The 20103-nt window shown below is 40.1% G+C and carries 14 protein-coding genes and 1 pseudogene; 9 read left to right on the forward strand and 6 right to left on the reverse strand.

Annotated elements, in window-relative coordinates; all coding sequences use genetic code 11:
• Window positions 1-37: 37 nt before the first annotated feature.
• Window positions 38-3478, reverse strand: coding sequence for a pyruvate carboxylase (locus FTU29_RS07500; RefSeq protein ID WP_180115471.1), 3441 nt, complete (start codon window positions 3476-3478; stop codon window positions 38-40).
• Window positions 3479-3774: 296 nt separating this feature from the next.
• Between FTU29_RS07500 and FTU29_RS07505 the strand changes: the two genes are divergently transcribed.
• Window positions 3775-4209 (forward strand): PaaI family thioesterase, encoded by a 435-nt coding sequence (locus tag FTU29_RS07505; protein WP_180115472.1) that lies wholly within the window; start codon window positions 3775-3777, stop codon window positions 4207-4209.
• A gap of 72 nt (window positions 4210-4281) precedes the next feature.
• On the opposite strand, the gene FTU29_RS07510 is transcribed toward FTU29_RS07505, so the two are convergent.
• The 4 genes from FTU29_RS07510 to FTU29_RS07525 form a co-directional block, all read right to left on the reverse strand.
• Window positions 4282-5520, reverse strand: a complete 1239-nt coding sequence (locus FTU29_RS07510) for a DcaP family trimeric outer membrane transporter (protein WP_180115473.1) — start codon at window positions 5518-5520, stop codon at window positions 4282-4284.
• A 183-nt stretch (window positions 5521-5703) separates the two neighbouring features.
• Entirely contained in the window at window positions 5704-6903 is a 1200-nt protein-coding gene (locus FTU29_RS07515) for a CaiB/BaiF CoA-transferase family protein (protein ID WP_180115474.1), read from the reverse strand.
• A gap of 65 nt (window positions 6904-6968) precedes the next feature.
• Window positions 6969-8486, reverse strand: a complete 1518-nt coding sequence (locus FTU29_RS07520) for a 3-hydroxyacyl-CoA dehydrogenase (RefSeq protein WP_180115475.1) — start codon at window positions 8484-8486, stop codon at window positions 6969-6971.
• Between the two features lie 4 nt (window positions 8487-8490).
• The gene (locus FTU29_RS07525) at window positions 8491-9258 is read right to left on the reverse strand and encodes an enoyl-CoA hydratase-related protein (protein WP_180115476.1); all 768 of its coding nucleotides are present in this window, start codon (window positions 9256-9258) and stop codon (window positions 8491-8493) included.
• A 271-nt stretch (window positions 9259-9529) separates the two neighbouring features.
• Between FTU29_RS07525 and FTU29_RS07530 the strand changes: the two genes are divergently transcribed.
• From FTU29_RS07530 to FTU29_RS07545, 4 genes and pseudogenes are all read left to right on the forward strand, one after another.
• A complete protein-coding gene (locus tag FTU29_RS07530) occupies window positions 9530-10681 on the forward strand; it encodes an acyl-CoA dehydrogenase family protein (protein WP_180007406.1) in 1152 nt (383 codons plus the stop codon).
• Between the two features lie 59 nt (window positions 10682-10740).
• Window positions 10741-11982, forward strand: coding sequence for an acetyl-CoA hydrolase/transferase family protein (locus FTU29_RS17650; protein WP_373423586.1), 1242 nt, complete (start codon window positions 10741-10743; stop codon window positions 11980-11982).
• A gap of 12 nt (window positions 11983-11994) precedes the next feature.
• Entirely contained in the window at window positions 11995-13188 is a 1194-nt protein-coding gene (locus FTU29_RS07540; protein WP_180115478.1) for an acetyl-CoA C-acetyltransferase, read from the forward strand.
• Window positions 13189-13570: 382 nt separating this feature from the next.
• Window positions 13571-14809: pseudogene (locus FTU29_RS07545) on the forward strand (MFS transporter); the annotation flags it as partial.
• Window positions 14810-14923: 114 nt separating this feature from the next.
• Here FTU29_RS07545 and FTU29_RS07550 read toward each other — a convergent pair.
• The gene (locus tag FTU29_RS07550; RefSeq protein WP_180115480.1) at window positions 14924-15859 is read right to left on the reverse strand and encodes a LysR family transcriptional regulator; all 936 of its coding nucleotides are present in this window, start codon (window positions 15857-15859) and stop codon (window positions 14924-14926) included.
• 112 nt (window positions 15860-15971) lie between these two features.
• Between FTU29_RS07550 and FTU29_RS07555 the strand changes: the two genes are divergently transcribed.
• The 4 genes from FTU29_RS07555 to FTU29_RS07570 are packed head-to-tail and all read left to right on the forward strand — an operon-like array spanning window position 15972 to window position 20023.
• Entirely contained in the window at window positions 15972-17132 is a 1161-nt protein-coding gene (locus FTU29_RS07555) for an acyl-CoA dehydrogenase family protein (RefSeq protein ID WP_180115481.1), read from the forward strand.
• 12 nt (window positions 17133-17144) lie between these two features.
• Window positions 17145-17957, forward strand: a complete 813-nt coding sequence (locus FTU29_RS07560; protein ID WP_257223733.1) for a CoA ester lyase — start codon at window positions 17145-17147, stop codon at window positions 17955-17957.
• 31 nt (window positions 17958-17988) lie between these two features.
• A complete protein-coding gene (locus FTU29_RS07565) occupies window positions 17989-18831 on the forward strand; it encodes a hypothetical protein (RefSeq protein ID WP_180115482.1) in 843 nt (280 codons plus the stop codon).
• A gap of 1 nt (window position 18832) precedes the next feature.
• Entirely contained in the window at window positions 18833-20023 is a 1191-nt protein-coding gene (locus FTU29_RS07570; protein WP_180115483.1) for a CaiB/BaiF CoA-transferase family protein, read from the forward strand.
• Window positions 20024-20103 lie beyond the last annotated feature (80 nt).

Raw genomic sequence — 20103 nt, forward strand, 5'->3', positions numbered from 1 at the left:
AGATTGCAAATCTGGGCTTGCTTGAATTTATTTTCTCTTAGGATAATGTCATCACCAAATCCATGGTTTTTACAGATTGACCCGAATTCAATAAAATGTCTTGAATAATACAATCCACTTCCGCTTTAACCGCCAACTCCATTTTCATTGCCTCAACAGTAAATAAAGTTTCTCCTTTCTCAACTTTCTGGCCTTGTTTCACAGCAACAGTACTGATCATACCCGGCATTGGCGCGCCAACATGCTGCGCATTTCCTGTTTCAGCTTGAGTACGGCTCTGCTCTGACAGTTGTCCAGTTTGCTGAATTTGCAGCAATCTCAACTGTCCATTTAATTCAATAAATAAATCAACGTTTCCATTCTTCGCTTGGGATTGCGCTAGAAGTTTAATTTCTAGCATTTTGCCTTTTTCAAGCGGAACTTCAACAGCTTCATTTTCCATTAAGCCATAAAAGAATGCAGTCGAAGGTATATTGGATACTGCACCATATTTCTGCTTATGCTGCATAAATTCCATAAATACTTTTGGATACATCAAATAAGAAGCAAATTCTTGCTCACGAATACACTGACCTAAAAGTTTTTGAACATTTTTCTTTTCCCCTGTTAAATCAACTGCAGGCAAAAGCGCACCAGGTCTGTCACTTAAAGGCTGTTCACCTTTTAAAATTTTTCGTTGTAAATCTTCAGGAAAACCATGCGCTGGCACTCCTAATTCACCCTTAAACAGCGAAATTACAGATTCAGGGAAATCAATTGCATAGTCTGCGCTTTTTACATTTTCGGTCGTCAAATTATTCGACACCATAAACAAAGCCATATCCCCTACAACTTTAGAGGTCGGCGTGACTTTAACGATATCACCAAACAGTAAATTGACTTGAGCATACGCATCTGAGATATCTGACCATTGCTCTTCTAAACCTAAAGAGCGCGCCTGTTCGCGTAGGTTGGTATATTGACCGCCTGGCATCTCGTGATGATAAACGTCTGCTGTGCCTGCACGCATATCTGCTTCAAACGGTGCATAAATATTGCGTACGCCTTCCCAATAGCTCGATAACGCTTGTAGACTTTTCTGATTTAAACCTGTATCACGCTCAGTATTTTGCAGTGCCGAAACAATGGAGCCCATACTTGGCTGCGAGGTCAAACCGCTCATTGCATCCATGGCGGTATCTACAGCATCTACTCCTGCATCAATTGCAGCTAAGATACTTGCCGAAGCAATCCCGCTTGTGTCATGTGTATGGAAGTGAACTGGTAAACCAGTCTCTTCTTTTAAGGTCTTAATCAATTCATAGGCAGCTTTAGGCTTACAAATACCGGCCATATCTTTAATTGCCAGAATATTTACTCCAGCCTTTTCCAGCTGTTTCGCCATATTGACATAATATTTCAAATCATAGCGGCGACTACGATCAAAAATATCGCCGGTATAGCAAATCGCGGTTTCACAAAGCATGCCCGTGTCACGTACAGCATCTATCGCGGTGCGCATATTATCCACTGCATTTAAAGAGTCAAAAACACGGAATAAATCAATACCAGACTGCGCGGCTTGCTGAATAAAATGACGTACGACATTATCAGGATAATTGGTGTATCCCACCGCATTTGAAGATCTGAGCAACATTTGGAATAAAATATTTGGTACAGCTTCACGTAGTTTTTCCAAACGCTCCCAAGGGTCTTCTTTTAAGAAACGCATCGATACATCAAAAGTTGCCCCGCCCCAGCATTCGAGTGAAAATAGCTGGTCTGCCATTTTTGAATAATATGGCGCAATGGCAAGCATATCTGCACTGCGCATTCGCGTCGCAAACAATGACTGATGTGCATCTCGCATAGTCGTATCGGTAATCAAGACGCGTTTCTGATCTAACATCCATTGACTGAAACCATCTGCGCCGAGCAATTTAAATTGCTCTCTAGAACCTGTTAAACCTGAATCATTGCTAAGTTCCCAAGACGGTAGTGGTGCTGAAAAGGTCTGTATTTGAGGTAATTGTCTACCTTTCAGTTCCGGCTGACCATTGACAGTGATATCACCTAAAAACTCTAAGAGCTTTGTTGCACGGTCTTGTTTAATTGGAAAGTTCAGCAGCTCTGGTGTTGTATCAATAAATTTTGTCGTACATTGGCCCGAACTGAATAATGGATGGGTAATTACATTTTCTAGAAAGGCTAAATTATTCGCAACACCGCGGATTCTAAATTCTTTTAAAGTTCTCAACATACGGGAATTGGCTTCATGCATAGATGAACCACGTACCGTCACTTTTGCAAGCAGCGAATCATAATATGGACTAATAACAGCACCAGTATAAGCTGTCCCGCTATCGACCCGCACCCCAAAACCTGTCCCTGCACGATATGCAGTCAGCTTGCCATAATCTGGCATAAACGCATTTTTCGGGTCTTCAGTGGTCAGACGGCATTGAACAGCGTGACCAAGCATTTTAATTTGCTCTTGGACAGGAACAAAACTTTCTTTCTCACCGATCTTCGCCCCTTCAGTAATACGAATCTGAGCTTTGACAATATCAATGCCAGTGATTTCCTCAGTGACTGTATGCTCTACTTGAATACGCGGATTGACTTCAATGAAGTAAAACTCGCTTGTTTCAGCATCCATTAAAAATTCAACTGTACCCGCATGCGTATAGTTCACCGCCTTTGCAAGCCTCAAGGCTGCTGCACAGAGTTTTTCACGCTGTTCTTCATTCAAATAAGGTGCAGGCGCACGCTCTACAACTTTTTGATTGCGACGCTGTACCGTACAATCACGCTCAAACAAATGAACAATATTGTTATGCATGTCCCCAAGTATCTGCACCTCAACATGACGTGCTTGACGAATCAACTTCTCTAAATAAATTTCATCATTACCAAAAGCAGATTTTGCTTCACGGCGTGCAATGTGAATAGCATCTTCAAGCTCACCCTCATGCTCAATTGCACGCATGCCACGACCACCACCACCCCAGCTTGCCTTCAGCATTAATGGATAACCCACTTGAGCGGCAATCTCTCGGCATTCCATAATTGATTCTGGCAGTGCATTTGTTGCTGGCACAACTGGCACACCAGCAATGACTGCGACATTACGCGCCATTACTTTGTTACCAAGCTGTCTCATCACATCTGCACTCGGTCCAATGAATAGTATTCCAGCTTCTTTACAAGCTTCTGCAAAATCTGGATTTTCTGATAAAAAACCATAACCTGGATGAATGGCATCTACATTATTTTCTAATGCAATTCTAATGATGTCCTTAATATCTAAGTAAGCCGCAATTGGTTTCTTGCCTGCTCCTACTCGGTATGCTTCATCTGATTTAAAACGATGCATGGCAAATTTATCTTCTTCTGCATAAATCGCAACGGTTCGAATGCCCATTTCAGATGCTGCCCGCATGACACGAATCGCAATTTCACCACGGTTCGCAACTAATATTTTATGAATTTGGCGCATAGTTTTCTACGTATTAATAATGAATAGAAGATACACATTGGAAAATAAATCACAATGCGACGTTTTAATTTATAAAATTCATATAAATAAAATGAATTTTCAACTTAAATCAAAACACCCTAAAAACAAATCTACATAAATAAACCAAACAGGTATAATAAAATTTTCTTCGGCTAACAATAGTTTTTCACTATACAAAGAGCAGTCCAATAACAAAGTTGTATTTAATTTTTAAAATTTTATGTTATAAATAAAATAAATATTCTCTTAGAACAGCAATATATTTAGGATTTAAAATGTCTACAGATCAACTTACGGGTTTAGAGTTTTTAACAGCAGTCAAAGATGGGAGTATTTCCCACGCCCCGATGGCCAGCACCATCCCAATGAAACTGGTTGAAGTAAAAACTGGATATATTGTTTATGAAGTTACGCCAAATCAACATCATATAAACCTTCAAGGCGGTGTTCATGGTGGCTTTTGCGCAACGGTATTAGACAGTGTAACTGGCGCTGCAGCACATACTGTCATGGAAAAAGGGATTCGTTTTGCCACGACTGACCTAAATATTAAAATGATCCGTCCGATGCAAATTAATAAAACCTACAGGGGAATTGGAACCATTATCAATACAGGTAAAACTTTGGTTATGACTGAAGGTAGAATTATTGATGAAAATAATAAAGTTTTTGCGCATGGCACAGCAACATTAATGATCATCAAACGATAATATTAATTTTTTCCAAAAAAAATAATATCAGGCCATATTAATATATAGCCTGATATTTAAATAACAAACCAATTAAAAATCATATTTCGCCATAAATTCTAAACGGCTATCTTTACCTTGTTTATTATCCATCGTTTCACGTTCACCATATATATACTCCATACCAAAAGTCACTGGTTTAAATGGGTTATACATCAGGTTTAGCCAAGCTTGCTGTAAACTCTCATTTCCAGTCGCATTATTTTCATCATAAAATAATGCACCATAACCTAAAGTACTTCTTAATTTCGGATTAATACGATACGTTAAACCTGCGCTCACTGCATCAAACTCAACTAACTTCAAATCATTGCTTTGAATATAGCTGTTTGAAGCGTTATATAAAAAATACTTATCATCACCAACGACATGTGAGTAGTTTGCATTCACTGTCACATTATTCGCGGGTTGATATTGCAGACCTGCTGCGACACCCCAGCCAAATTCCGTGAGATCATCCTGCTGAGAACGGTTTCTGACTTCTTGCGCCAAAACTCGACCATTAATTAATAATTTGTTATCGGCCAGTTTTTGACTGACTTTTGCCGTCAGTGCGGGAAACTCATTGGCATCACTGGATTTTTCTATCCCCACCAAAAGCTGTGCATCCGGTGACAGCGCATGGCTATAGCGAACCATTGGCGTTCGATAAACGCCACCACCCAAAACACCATTAAAATCTAAAAGCTCTGGCAGTGTCTCAGTGGATAAAAATGATGATGTTGTTTGACCAACAAGCCAATTGTCCCAAGCCAAATAAGCATGACGAATACGAATGGTATCGTTTTTATCACCGCCGCGAAAATCGACTTCCACTTTAGCATTGATATCTTTATCTGCCAGTTTAGTCTTTAAATCCATCCCAATACGTGATGAAGTCAATGTGCTGTCGAAGCGGTTTTCCGTTTGCTTTTTATTGGCATCACCCTCTAAAGCCACGTTGTTGATACGGTTAAAAATACCGTTACCGCCTTCAAATTGATACGCAGCATCCGCACGGACAAAACCATAGAGCGTGACTTCCGCACCGCCTTTAGAACGGGCTTGAACGATGGTTTGATCAGCTTTTTCTGTATTTGCTACGAGTGTTGCCGTGGTATTTTGATTTTGCTGCAGTTGCGCATTTTGCTGCGCAACCATTGCTTTCAACTGATCTATTTCCTTGTAAAGCGCATCAATCTTTTGATTGATTTCCGTATTCGCATACGTCATTGGAATAAATAAACAGCTGCTCAGCGCTGCAACTAAACTTGATTTTAAAAATGGCAACATAGTGCCCTCCCTGTGATTTTCAAACATCCATTTATTTGAATTTATTATGAAATTTTCATTTCAATTTCATGAAACAAGTGTCCCCCTCAAATTTCATAAAAAAATTTGATGCCTTTTTGCAGGGGGACTTAAACACTTAGTTTTCGCTTAAATTGGCAATTTAAGCGAAATAACACTTTTTGATTAACCGACAATACCCTTCGTACGCAGCTGAGAAATTTCTTCAGCTCCAAGGTATCGTTCTAAAACAGCATCGGTGTCTTCACCCAAGGTTGGCGGTGCCTTACGATATTGCACTGGAGTGCGTGAAAATTTCATTGGCGAAGCAATGACTTTCAATTTCTCTTTCATTGGATGCTTCATTTCAACCAGCATTTTTCGGGCAATCACTTGTGGTTCAGCAAAGGTCTGTTCAAGATTATTGATGACACCGACAGGAACTTTGACTTTCTGAATGGTTTCCACCCAGTATTTTCCTGTATTGGTTAAGAAATGCTGACTTAAAATTTCGACAATTTCATCACGGTTTTTAAGTCGAAGTGCATTGGTCACAAAACGTGGATCTGTTGCTAATTCGGGTAAACCAATCGCTTCACACAGCACTACATATTGCTTGTCATTTCCGCAAGCCACAATAAAGTCTTGATCAGAAGCTTTAAAAACTTGATATGGAACAACATTGGCATGCTGATTGCCATAACGCTTCGGAATTTCACCTGATGTAATATAGTTCATGCCAATATTGGCTAAACATGCGACTTGTACATCCAACAGCGCCATATCAATATGCTGACCTTGACCTGTCTTAAAGCGGTTAATAATCGCTGCTTGAATGGCAATGGCCGAATATAAACCTGTATTTAAGTCGGCAAATGCAACGCTGGTTTTTAACGGCTCTTTATCACCCGTAACTGACATCAAACCGCCAATACCTTGAATGATGTAGTCATAACCCGGCTCTTCTGCACGTGGTCCATCTTGACCGAAGCCTGTAATAGAGCAATACACCAAGCCTGGATTAATTTCTTTTAAGCTCTCATAGTCTAAACCGTAGTTTTTTAAGGAACCCGCCTTATAGTTTTCAATAACAACATCAGAATCCTTCGCAAGTTGACGGACAATCTCTTGTCCTTCTGGCTTAGAAATATCAATGGTAATTGAATGCTTATTGCGGTTCGCAGCTTGGAAATACGCACCTTCACGTGTTTCTTCCCCAGCATCGTTTTTCATCCAAGGTGGACCCCACATACGGGTATCGTCTCCCACACGTGGACGTTCCACTTTAATCACTTCTGCACCAAGGTCAGCCAATATTTGACCACACCAAGGACCCGCTAAAATACGACTTAAATCTAGGACACGAATACCTTCTAAAGTACCCATAATAAATCACCTCTAAATCCGTTCAGAATATTGTTTCGTTCTTGAAAAAATGATGAATAAATGCGTTAAATCGACGCTGTGTGCAGCAAATCTAATTTAAGTTTTGCTCGGCGCTGTAACCATGGGCTTGGACGGTAGCGCTGATCACCGGTAATCGCATAAATACGATCAAGTACCAATAAAATACGATGTGCGCCAAGCACATTACCCCAGCTGATCGGGCCATGCGGATAACCAAGACCTAAACGTACCGCTTTATCAATATCTGAAGCAGATGCAATACGCTGCTGAGCAATATCACATGCCAAATTAATGATCATTGAAATTACACGCTGACTGACGAAGCCTACACTTTCTTCAATCACGCTGACGCCATGATTATTCTTTGCAAATAATGCATGCGCTTGATCAATGTATTTTTTATCCGTAATGATGGACGGCATTAATACGCGGCGCATATTAAAGTCAGTCAACATATCGATGCTGACACTTCGCGCTGCATCGACATTAAAACGTTGGCTAGCTGTTGTTGTGTCTTCGCCATAAGTCGCCAATACAATCAGGCTATCCGCAGCAGGACTTTCGGCATGATCTAAAATGAATCCGTGTGATTGAACATATTGCGCCAAAATTTCACGGTCCGTTTCAAAGTCTGTACCCAGCCAAACCGCATTAAAGTCTTTTACATTCGGTACAGCTTGCGGCGGTGCTTGATCTAAACGTGTATCTTGATCATAACGATAGAAACCTTGACCAACTTTTTTACCTACTGTATTGCCAGACAGCATTAAGCGGGTCAGTGTACTTGGACGGTAACGGTCTTCTTGATAATACTGATTGAAAATGGATTCCATCACACGATGAGAAACATCTAAACCTGTTAAATCATACAGTTCAAACGGCCCCATTTTAAAACCTGCAGACTCACGTAAAATGCGATCCATTTCACTGACAGTTGCAACACCTTCACCTAAAATTTTAAGTGATTCTGTTCCAAAAGCACGTCCTGCATGATTCACCAAAAATCCTGGTGTATCCTTAGTTTTCACACCAAAGTGACCCATGCACTCAGCCAATTCTAATAAAGAATCTACAACTTCATCCGAAGTAAATAAACCTTTGACCACTTCTACAATTTTCATCAGCGGCACAGGATTGAAAAAATGGAATCCTGCTATACGTTCTTTATGCTTACAGCTTGCAGCAATTTCTGTAACGACCAATGACGAAGTATTTGAAACTAAAATAGCCGACTCAGAGACAATGTCTTCCAGCTGCTTAAACAAGGTCTGTTTAATTTCCAAGTTTTCAATAATTGCTTCAACAACCAAGTCAACACCAGCTACTTGCTCTAACTGATCAACCACAATGAAACGGGAAATAGTTTGCTCAAAAGCAGCTGGAGAAATTTTCCCTTTCGCTACCAATTTTTCCAAAGTAGCTTTGAGTTTATTTAAACCTACTTGAGCCGCACCTTCTTTCGCATCAAATAAACGAACCTCAAGACCTGCCTGTGCTGCAATTTGCGCAATACCCATACCCATTACGCCAGTACCCACTAGCGCCATTTTCTCAATTTTCATTGTGTTACTCTCCTTGATACACAGCTGGTCTTTTTTCTAAAAAGGCTTTTGCACCCTCTTTTTGATCCTTCGTATCAAATAAAATTTGCAAAGCTTTACGCTCTAGCGCAAGTGCGCCATCTAAAGACATATCCTGTCCTAAATTGGTCACTTCCTTAATCTGCTGTACTGCAATCGTTGAAAAACCAGCAATTGTATTTGCTATTTCAATCGCTTTTGGCGTCGCATCACCTGCTGTTACTTCTGAAACCAAACCCATTTGCAATGCTTCCTGAGCAGGAATTAATTTTCCTGTCAACACCAACAGCATGGTTTTATATTTGCCAATAGCACGTAATAAACGCTGCGTACCGCCTGCACCCGGCATAAGACCGAGCTTGACTTCTGGCTGTCCAAAAGTTGCTGTTTCGCTCGCAATAATAATGTCTGCATGCATGGCAAGTTCACAGCCTCCACCCAATGCATAGCCATTAACAGCAGCAATAATAGGCTTGCTGCAATTTGATATACTTTTCCAGTATTTTTCAGTATGGCGCAAATACATTTGGCTAGTTGTAGCCGTTAGAAAATCGTTAACATCAGCACCAGCAGCAAAGATTTTTTCACCGCCAGTCAACACAATCACTTTTACGTTTTTATCGGCATCTAAAGTATCAAAGGCATTTGCCAAGGCCTCTCTAAGCGCTAAATTTAAAGCATTTCGCGCTTCAGGGCGATGCAATTCAACAATTGCAACCCCATCTTCCTTAACCGCTATTTTAAGTATATCCATACCGTTCTTTTGTATTCCGTACAGCGTATTTTTAAATCAATATACAGATGATTATTTTTAAAAGGAATGATTAAAGCTATGAAAATAGACTAAAAGTGGATATTAATTTTTGATTATTTTGATCAAAAATTAACATATAAAATTCACTGTGTAATCTTAAAATCTGATTGAAGTGATAACATTGACACTGTATAAAGTGAGAAATAATTAAACAAAATTGAATAGCTGTTCAGACGAGAACAGTTCATAAATGACACAAGGAGCCACTGTCATGATCCGCGATCAAGAAACATTAGATCAATTGGTAGATACAATTCGTCAATTCGTTGATGGCGTATTAATTCCGAATGAAGAGTTAATGGCTGAAACAGATGAAATGCCACCGCATGTCGTTCAGCAAATGAAAGAGTTAGGACTATTTGGTTTAACAATTCCTGATCAATATGAAGGTCTTGGCTTAACCATGGAAGAAGAAGTCATCATTGCATTTGAGCTTGGACGCACCTCTCCAGCCTTCCGTTCGTACATTGGCACAAATAACGGTATTGGAGCTGCGGGTTTAATCATTGATGGCACAGAAGAACAAAAACAGCAATTTTTACCTAAATTTGCTTCAGGCGAAATCATTGGTTCTTTCTGCTTAACTGAACCCAACTCAGGTTCTGATGCGGCTTCATTAAAAACAACAGCAGTAAAAGATGGTGATGAATACATTTTAAATGGTACGAAGCGTTTTATTACCAATGCCCCGCATGCCGGTGTCTTTACAGTAATGGCACGTACTAACCCAGATATTAAAGGTGCAGGCGGTATTTCGGCTTTTATCATCGACAGTAAATTACCAGGCATTTCACTTGGTAAGCGTGATAAAAAAATGGGGCAAAAAGGCGCGCATACCTGTGACGTTATTTTTGAAAACTGCCGTATTCCTGCATCAAGCCTGATTGGCGGTGTTGAAGGTGTCGGTTTTAAAACTGCCATGAAAGTGCTCGACAAAGGCCGTCTGCATATTGCAGCACTTAGTGCGGGTGCAGCAACACGTATCCTAGAAGACTCTTTACGCTATGCAATGGAACGTACCCAATTTGGTGAGCCAATTGCTAATTTCCAATTGATTCAAGCCATGCTTGCAGACTCTAAAGCTGAGATTTATGCATCAAAATGCATGGTTTTAGATGCAGCAAGAAAACGTGATGCGGGACAAAATGTCAGCACGGAATCCTCTTGTGCAAAAATGTTTGCCACTGAAATGTGCGGCCGAGTAGCAGACCGCGGTGTACAAATTTTAGGTGGATCAGGCTATATCAGCGAATACCCTATTGAACGCTTCTACCGTGATGTACGCTTATTCCGTTTATATGAAGGTACAACACAAATTCAGCAAATCATTATTGCCCGCAACATGATTCGCGAAGCATCATAAAAAATAATGGGGCTCGACAGGACGAGCCCTTTTTTGTTCTTATGTATAAATGAATGAATATGATGAACAAAGTAAAAAGTGTCGACTGGAAAAACATCATTAAAGAAAACGACTTAATTGTTTGGGGACAAGCTCAGGCTGAACCTATTTCTTTAACTCAGGATTTAATGCAAAAGTTACCTGAGCTGCCAAAATTCCGTGTTTTTTTAGGTATCAGTAACTACGCCACATGTCAGCCAGCACATGCTGAAAAAATCGATTTCTCAAGTTATTGCGGTGCTGGAAGTAATCGTAATTTGGCAAAAAATCATCATTTAGATATTCTGCCTTTACATTATTCAATGCTAGCAGAGCACATATCTCCTGATATTTTATTAATACAGCTCTCAGCACCCAATGAGTTAGGACAATATAGTTTTGGACATGGTCAGGATTATATTTCAGATTTAATCCCTAAGTCTAAAATCATTATTGCACAAATTAATTCAGATATTCCATGGACATATTCAGAGACATATTTAACGCAAGAAAATTTTGATTATTTCATTGAATCCAATCATAAACATATTACCGAAATAAATAATGAACACTCATTGGTTAATTTGCAAATTGCAGAGAATGTAGCCTCATTAATTCCAAATGGTTCAACCTTACAAATTGGCATCGGCACCCTGCCTGAAGCCGTTTTAAATGCCTTAAATCAGCACAAGAATTTAGGTATTCATAGCGGCATTATTAGTGATGGTGTTGGTGAACTGACCAAAATTGGCGTGATTAACAATGCCGAGAAACCCATTGATACCGGTATCACAATTACTGGCTTAGTGAACGGCTCGGACGCATTACAGCAGCTGGTACACCTCAACCCGAATATTCAATTGAGGCCAACGTCCTATACGCACAGTGCCAGCGTTCTGACTAAAATTCACAACTTAATCGCAGTGAATTCAGCAATTGAAGTTGATCTGACTGGGCAAGTTAATGCTGAAGTTGCAAATGGCGTCTATGTCGGTGCAATTGGCGGCGCATTAGATTTCATTCGCGCGGCAAATCAGGCACAAAATGGCTGTTCCATCATTGCATTACCTGCAGCAGGTAAAAATTTTTCACGGATTGTCTCACAATTAAACGGCCCTGTTTCAACGCCTCGATGTGACATTGGCATTGTTGTTACTGAATTTGGTATTGCCGATTTACGTGGCTTGTCTATTAAACAGCGTGTAGAAAAAATGATTGAGATTGCAGCACCTGAGTACAGAGCACAGTTGGAATCAGATGCACAAAATACGATTTATCTTTAAATGGAGTTAATGATGAAAGAAGCATATATTGTCAGCCCAATCCGCACGCCTATTGGTAAATTTGGCGGTGGTCTAGCATCCTTATCTGCTGTAGATCTTGCCGTGAAAGTGATTGAAGCAGTTCTAGAAAAAACTCAAATTGATCCATCGACGATTGATGAGGTGATTGCCTCACAATCTTATGCATCCAGTGAAGCACCCTGCCTGGGCCGCTATGCCGCTTTAGCAGCCAATCTTCCAATTGAGGTTCCCGGCTACACACTTGACCGTCGCTGTGGTTCAGGCCTCCAAGCCTTGATGAATGCTGCAATGAATATTCAAACCGGCCAAGCAGAATCTGTTCTTGTTCTGGGTGTAGAAAGCATGAGTAATATTGAATATTACTCGACCAATATGCGCTGGGGCTCACGCGCAGGTAATGTGACTTTTTATGACCGCTTAGAGCGTGGCCGTGAGCGTTCACAACCTGTGGAGCGTTTCGGCTATATTTCAGGCATGCCCGAAACTGCAGATAATTTAGCACATGATTACAATATCAGTCGTGAAGAATGCGATGCTTTTGCCGCACTGAGTCATCAAAGAGCAGATGCTGCATGGAATAATGGTTTGTTTACAGATGAAGTTATTCCTGTTGAAGTTAAAACTAAAAAACAAACAACAGTGGTACTCCGTGACGAAGGAATTCGAGCTGATACAACTGCAGAAGGTTTAGCTAAACTTCGTATTCTGCGTGAAAATGGTGTGACCACCGCAGGAAATTCGAGTCAGCAAAATGATGCGGCTGCAGGATGTTTAGTGGTCAGCGCAGAATATGCAGAAAAACATGGTTTGAAACCATTGGCTAAAATTGTAGGTTGGACTGCAGTTGGTTGTGAACCCAGCCGCATGGGTATTGGTCCTGTACCAGCAGTACAAAAATTGCTGTCAAAACACAATATCAGCTTAGATGAAATTGACTTGCTTGAAGTGAATGAAGCCTTTGCTGCTCAAGCGTTAGCAGTGTTAAAAGCATTAGATATACACGACTACTCACGTGTCAATGTCAATGGTTCCGGGATTTCACTCGGTCATCCTATTGGTGCAACGGGCATCCGTATTATGACGACGCTTTTACATGAAATGCAGCGCAGAGATGCAAAGTATGGATTAGAAACCATGTGCATCGGCGGCGGGCAAGGCATTGCTGCCTTATTTGAAAAAGTCTAAATACGACGTAAAAAACCATCACTTTCAGTGATGGTTTTTTGTTTAAATAGCAATCAATTTTCAGCATTAAATAGATCAAAACATAACATATTTATATCTATTTAAATTCAAATAAAGCATCGTTATATTAAATATAGATCTTTAGGTTGTCTGTTTTTTCAGACACACTTAATAATCAAAATAAATTAATTGAATCAGGATCGATAAATTAATTTACCCATTTAAATAACTTTCGCAACTATATTTTAATTATAGTCAATCATGCTATCTATTTATTAACTGAATTCCATATTCAGCATAATAAAACGTATAAAATAAGATGTTCACATCTTAAAAAACATAGCAGGCTATTAAATATAAAAAACATTTAAGGATGAATTATATGCAAGCAGCAAATGTAGTCAGTTCACCGCCTAAGCAAAAGTGGATTGCAGCTTTTATATTCTGCTTTTTGGTTCTTTTAGTCGATGGCGCAGATATGCTGCTCCTCTCTTATAGCCTCTCTAGTTTAAAAGCAGAATTTGGCTTGTCGTCATTTCAAGCTGGAATGCTAGGCAGTGTAACTCTTGCCGGTATGGCCATCGGAGGTATTTTTGGCGGTTGGGCCAGCGATAAATTCGGCCGTGTCCGTATTATTTCCTTGAGTATCATTAAATTCTCAATCTTGACTGCACTTTTAGGTTTTGTTACAGACGTTTACCAATTTGCTGCTGTTCGCTTTCTTTCTGCTCTAGGCTTAGGTGCGGTTTATATGGTATGTGCAGGTTTGATGTCAGAACTTGTTCCTACAAAATATCGTACAACGATTATTGCGACAATTTTTACTGGATGGACATTTGGCTATATTGTAGCTTCATTGCTTGCTGGTGCGATTATTCCAGAACATGGCTGGCGTATGCTATTCATGGTGAGTGGTTCAGCCGCAATTATTGGTATTCTTATGCCATTTTTTGTCAAAGAATCAGAAGCTTGGAAAAATGCACGACTCAATCGTACTCAAAATGAAGCTAAGATGGTCAAAACTGACCGCTCAGTATTTAAAGCATTGGTTGAAGATAAATTAATTTTCAGAACGCTCGTGTTTTGGATGATTGTCGCTGGCTTCATGCAGTTTGGTTATTATGGTGTAAATAACTGGATGCCGTTGTACCTAGAGCAAGAATTGGGCATGAACTTCAAGTCTATGACCAACTATTTGATCGGCAGCTATACAGCAATGATTGGTGGTAAGATTTTAGCTGGTGTGATGGGTGATAAACTCGGACGTAAGTTCACCTTCATGTTCGGTGCGATTTCTACTGCAATTTTCTTAATCATCATTGTAATGTTCCATAATGCCAGCAATATTCTGTACTTGCTTGTGATCTTTGGTTTCTTATATGGCATGCCGTTGGGTGTATATACCACCTATATGTCTGAGAGTTTCCCGACCAATGTACGTGGAACTGCCATTGGTACCGCACATAATGTTGGACGTATCGGTTCGACTATTGCCCCTGCAACCATTGGCTTCATTGCAACAGAAGGTTCTATTGGTTTAGGCTTCTTGGTGATGGGTGTTGCATATTTAATATGTGCATTACCAACATTGTTTATTAAAGAAAAAATGTATGACCCTCAAGCAGACACCAAAAATTTAGAGTCAGCGGATAGCAAAGCAAATGCAACTGTCGCTGCAAATAAAACAGCGTAAGTTTGATACTCTATAAAAAAATGCTCCTGAGGGAGCATTTTTTTATTCTTGGCCGATCCATTCACAGCCAAGCCATGTACCAGAACGTACCGCCTGTCTTGAACTCGCAATAATTTCATTGGCAATGGTATGCACCAATTTTGAAATATGGCGTGTATTCGGGAGTGCCAAACCAATTTCACGCATAAAATCTGGGTGATTAATAATTGAGGCCTGCAAAGTCTTTTGCGCTAATTCTGTTTTAATAGAAACCAGCGGTAAAATCGTAAATCCAAAGCCTTCTTTCACCAATTGTTTTTGCACATTGAGATCATTCACTTCTGCACTGATCTTTAGTTCATATTTAGCTTTATGAAAACCTTGCTCAATCAGTGTACGTAAACGATGCGGTGTGTATGGCAAAATTAATTCAAATGCAGACATCTGCTTCAACTCTACTTCTTCCAGTTCATTTAGTTTAGAGTCGTAAGCGCCTATCAGCCACAGCTGTTCACGTACAAGCGGCTGTAAATCTAAAAACTTAGATGAAACTGACCCATAAATCAAAGCAACATCAATCTCACCGCTTTCTAGCCATTCTTTTAAATGCCCTGAATACCCCACTGTAATTTTTAAATTGACAAAGGGATATTTTTCTTTTATCACCCGCATGAGAGATACAGAGAGCGCTTCGCTTAGACTTGCTAAGATCCCAACATTGACCGTACCTTTCAACGCACCGTCTGATGAAGTTAATTCAATTTTTGCAGTTTCAATTTCCTTTAGAACTCGTCTTGCATAAACTTCTAGAATTTTTCCTTCATTGGTTAAGTGCATGCCATGACGGCCGCGTTCAAACAATTCGACACCAAGCTCATCCTCAAGTAAATGAATTTGCCGTGAAACTGCAGGCTGTACAATATTTAATAAAGCTGCTGCTTTAGTAATATTCTTAGTCTCTGAAATTGTTATAAAAGATCGTAATTGTTTGATGTCCATTTCAATATTCTTTTAGCATAACGACTATCAAAATATTCTATTTTATTATTCTCATAATAACAATATATGATCATTACAAGTTACTAAAAACCTGTTTCGATAAGGACATCAAATGAAAAGCACAATCAATAATTACCAAGAAATCCGCGAAGCAGTCCGCGCTTTATGTGCAGAATTTCCAGCAGAATATCATCGTAAAATTGATGAAGAACGTGCCTACCCAGAAGAATTCGTTGATGCATTGACAAAAGCTGGCTGGATGGCGGCCATGATTCCTGAAGAATATGGCGGTTCTGGTCTAGGCTTGACTGAAGCCTCTATTATTATGGAAGAAGTTAACCGCAGCGGCGGCAATGCTGGATCATGCCATGGTCAAATGTATAACATGGGCACATTATTGCGCCACGGTTCTAAAGCACAAAAGGAATTGTATTTACCTAAGATTGCAACAGGCGAATGGCGCTTACAAACCATGGGTGTGACTGAACCAACAACGGGTACAGACACCACCAAAATTAAAACCACAGCAGTAAAAAAAAGCGACCGCTATGTGGTAAATGGACAAAAAGTTTTTATTTCTCGTGTACAGCACAGTGACTGGATGATTCTGCTAGCACGTACAACTCCACTTTCTGAAGTCACTAAAAAATCAGAAGGTATGTCCATTTTCATGGTGGATTTACGTGAAGCTGAAAAAAATGGCATGATCGTCCGCCCTATTCCAAATATGGTTAACCATGAAACCAACGAAATTTTCTTTGATAATTTAGAAATTCCTGAAGAAAACCTAATTGGTGAAGAAGGCAAAGGCTTTAAATATATTTTAGATGGCTTGAATGCTGAGCGTACTTTAATTGCCGCAGAATGTATTGGCGATGGTTACTGGTTTATGGACCGTGCTACACAATATGTAAAAGACCGCGTAGTTTTTGGCCGTCCAATTGGTCAGAACCAAGGTGTACAGTTCCCATTGGCAGAGAACTTCATTGAAATTGAAGCTGCAAACCTAATGCGCTTCCGTGCATGTGAAATGTTTGATCGTGGTGAAAAATGTGGTGCAGAAGCCAATATGGCAAAGTATCTAGCAGCGAAATCAAGTTGGGAAGCGGCAAATAACTGCCTTCAATTCCATGGCGGTTTCGGTTTTGCTAATGAATATGATATCGAACGTAAATTCCGTGAAACACGCTTATATCAAGTTGCACCTATTTCAACCAACTTAATTTACAGCTTTGTTGCTGAACACTTACTTGGTCTTCCACGTTCATTCTAATGAGGTAAGTCAATGAATAAAGTGATGAAATCAGCACGTTCTTATCTCTTTGTTCCAGCCAATCGTGTTGAGCGCTTCGAAAAAGCGCTCAATGCCGATGCCGATGCTGTGATCATCGATTTAGAAGATGCCGTTCCATTCGATCTTAAACAGTCTTCACGTGATGCACTTGCTGCTTGGCTGCAAGACCATCCTGAACATCAAGTGATGATCCGCGTGAACTCAAGCCAAACTGAATGGTTCTTGGCGGATATCGAATTAGCGAAATTTCCCAATATAAGCGCAATTGTGCTGCCTAAAACTGAATCCAGCGCAGACATTGAAGCTGTGCTGAAAATTCGTGATGTTGGTATTTTTCCACTGATTGAAACACCTCAGGGTTTCGCAAATGTCAGACAAATTGCTTGTACCAAGCAAGTCATTGCTTTGATGTTTGGCACGATTGATTTCCAACTTGAGTTGAATATGAATGGCGGTTATTTAGAACTGCTATCGTTTAGAAATGAAATTGTTTTAGCCTCTCAACTCGCGAAGATTCAAGCACCTGTAGATGGTGTGACGGTTGATTTTAAGGATGAAGATTTAATTCAATTAGAAACACAGCAAGCTAAAAACTTAGGTTTCGCTGGCAAATTGTGTATTCACCCCAACCAAGTCAATCTTGTCAATCAAACGTTTAATCCAAGCACTCAGGAAATTTCTTGGGCAAACCAAATTATGCAAGCTGTTGAAGACGCAAAAGGACAAGCAGTCAGCTTGAATGGAAAAATGATTGATCTACCGGTTATTTTGCAAGCACAAAAAATTATTGATCGTGCATCTTAAGGAATAAAAAAAGGAATATAGGGATAAGAATATGGAAAATTTTGATGCTTGGATTGGCAAAAAAGAAGTTTTAAATGATTTTACACATCCGCGCTCTGTCTCAATGATGCAAGCGCTGCTAAATCAGACGGAAAATAAAATCAGTGAGTTACCGCACCTATATCAATGGTTTTACTTCCTGCCAATTGTAAATTCAGAAAACCTCGCTGAAGATGGACATCCTCAAAAAGGCGGATTCTTACCCCCAATTCCTTTTCCTAAACGTATGTGGGCAGGCAGCCGCATTGAATTTATTGAACCTGTACTACTCAATACCAACGTCCGTAAAGAATCTGAAATTATTAAAATTCAGTTCAAATCTGGCAAAAGTGGCGATATGTACTTCGTTACGGTAAAGCACTCTATATTTTCCAATGATATTTTAGCCATTGTTGAAGAGCAGGATATCGTTTATCGCGCTGCATCTAATCAGCCACAAACGCTTAAAGCTGCTGCGCCAATTGCGGTCACAGAAAAGCCATATACATACAAAAAAAGTTTTTCAGTGAATACCACTACGTTATTCCGCTATTCTGCTTTAACCTTCAATAGTCATAAAATCCATTATGATCGTCCGTATGCGATGGAAACAGAAGGCTACCCAGGCCTCGTCGTTCACGGCCCCCTTTTAGCAACATTGTTGCTGCATACATTTAAACAAGAACATAGCGATAAAAAAATTTCGCGCTTCGAATTCAAAGCTGTTAATCCTGTATATGATTTCAATACATTTTCAATTTGCGGCGATGTACAGCTCAACCAAGCTGAATTATGGATTGAAAAATCTGACGGGCAAATTGCAATGAAAGGCGCTGTACAATATCACGAGGGTTAACATGCCAGCTTTAGATGGAATCACTGTAGTCTCTTTAGAACATGCGATTGCTGCGCCATTTTGTACAAGGCAACTCGCAGACCTTGGGGCACGTGTCATCAAAATTGAACGCCCACAGGTTGGTGACTTTGCCCGAAAGTACGATGAACGTGTCGATGGCATGTCCTCGCATTTTGTTTGGACAAACCGTTCAAAAGAAAGCCTGACGTTAGATTTAAAAACTGAACAAGCAAAAGCTGTAGTCAAACAACTTTTATTAAAAGTTGATGTATTAGTACAAAACTTAGCGCCTGGTGCGGCATCACGCTTAGGCTTTTCATACGAAGAGCTTGCTGAAATTAATCCTAGAATTATTGTCTGCGACATTTCTGGATATGGCGATGATCTTAATCATCCTGGGCCATACCGCGACAAAAAAGCGTATGACTTGCTGATTCAGAGTGAGTCAGGCTTTCTCTCTATTACTGGCACGGATGAGGAAAGTGTTAAAGCAGGATGTTCCATCGCAGATATTTCTGCTGGCATGTATGCCTACAGTAATATTCTGGCTGCGCTGATTGAGCGCGGTAAAACAGGCAAAGGTAAACGCATTGATGTCTCTATGCTGGAAAGCATGACAGAATGGATGGGATACCCGCTGTATTACACTCTAAATGGTGAGTCCTCACCACCTCGGAGCGGTGCTTCACATGCCACCATTTACCCTTATGGGCCATTCCCAACAGGCGATCAAAAGCAAGTCATTTTAGGTGTGCAAAATGATCGTGAATGGCAAGCCTTTTGTGAAATGGTACTAGAAGCTCCTGAACTTTATCTCGATGCAAGATTCCACACCAATACACTCCGCTCGCAAAACAGACATACATTGTGTCATATGATCGAAAAAAAGTTCAGCCAGTGGTCACAAGCTGAAATTATGCAGCGTTTAGAAAGCGCAAATATTGCCAATGCACGTGTCAATCAAGTTCAAGACCTATGGCAGCATCCACAGCTTCAGGCACGCCAGCGTTGGATTGAGGTCGATTCCCCTGTTGGAAAAATCCCAACCTTAAAACCAGTCGGTTTATCCAATACTGAGGATTTTACTGTAAAAGGCATACCTAGTTTAGGTCAGCATACCCACAGTATTTTAAAGGAATTGGAGTTTAGTCCAGAATATATTCAATCCTTATCAGTTGAAGGCATTATTTAACTTCTTATCTCGCTTGCTTAGGCCAGCAAGCGGGTTTTTAAATTTAAGCTGAAATTTCTCACCCCAATTTTATGAAATAA

It is taken from the genome of Acinetobacter sp. YH12086 (assembly GCF_013419345.1).
GTDB lineage: Bacteria > Pseudomonadota > Gammaproteobacteria > Pseudomonadales > Moraxellaceae > Acinetobacter > Acinetobacter amyesii.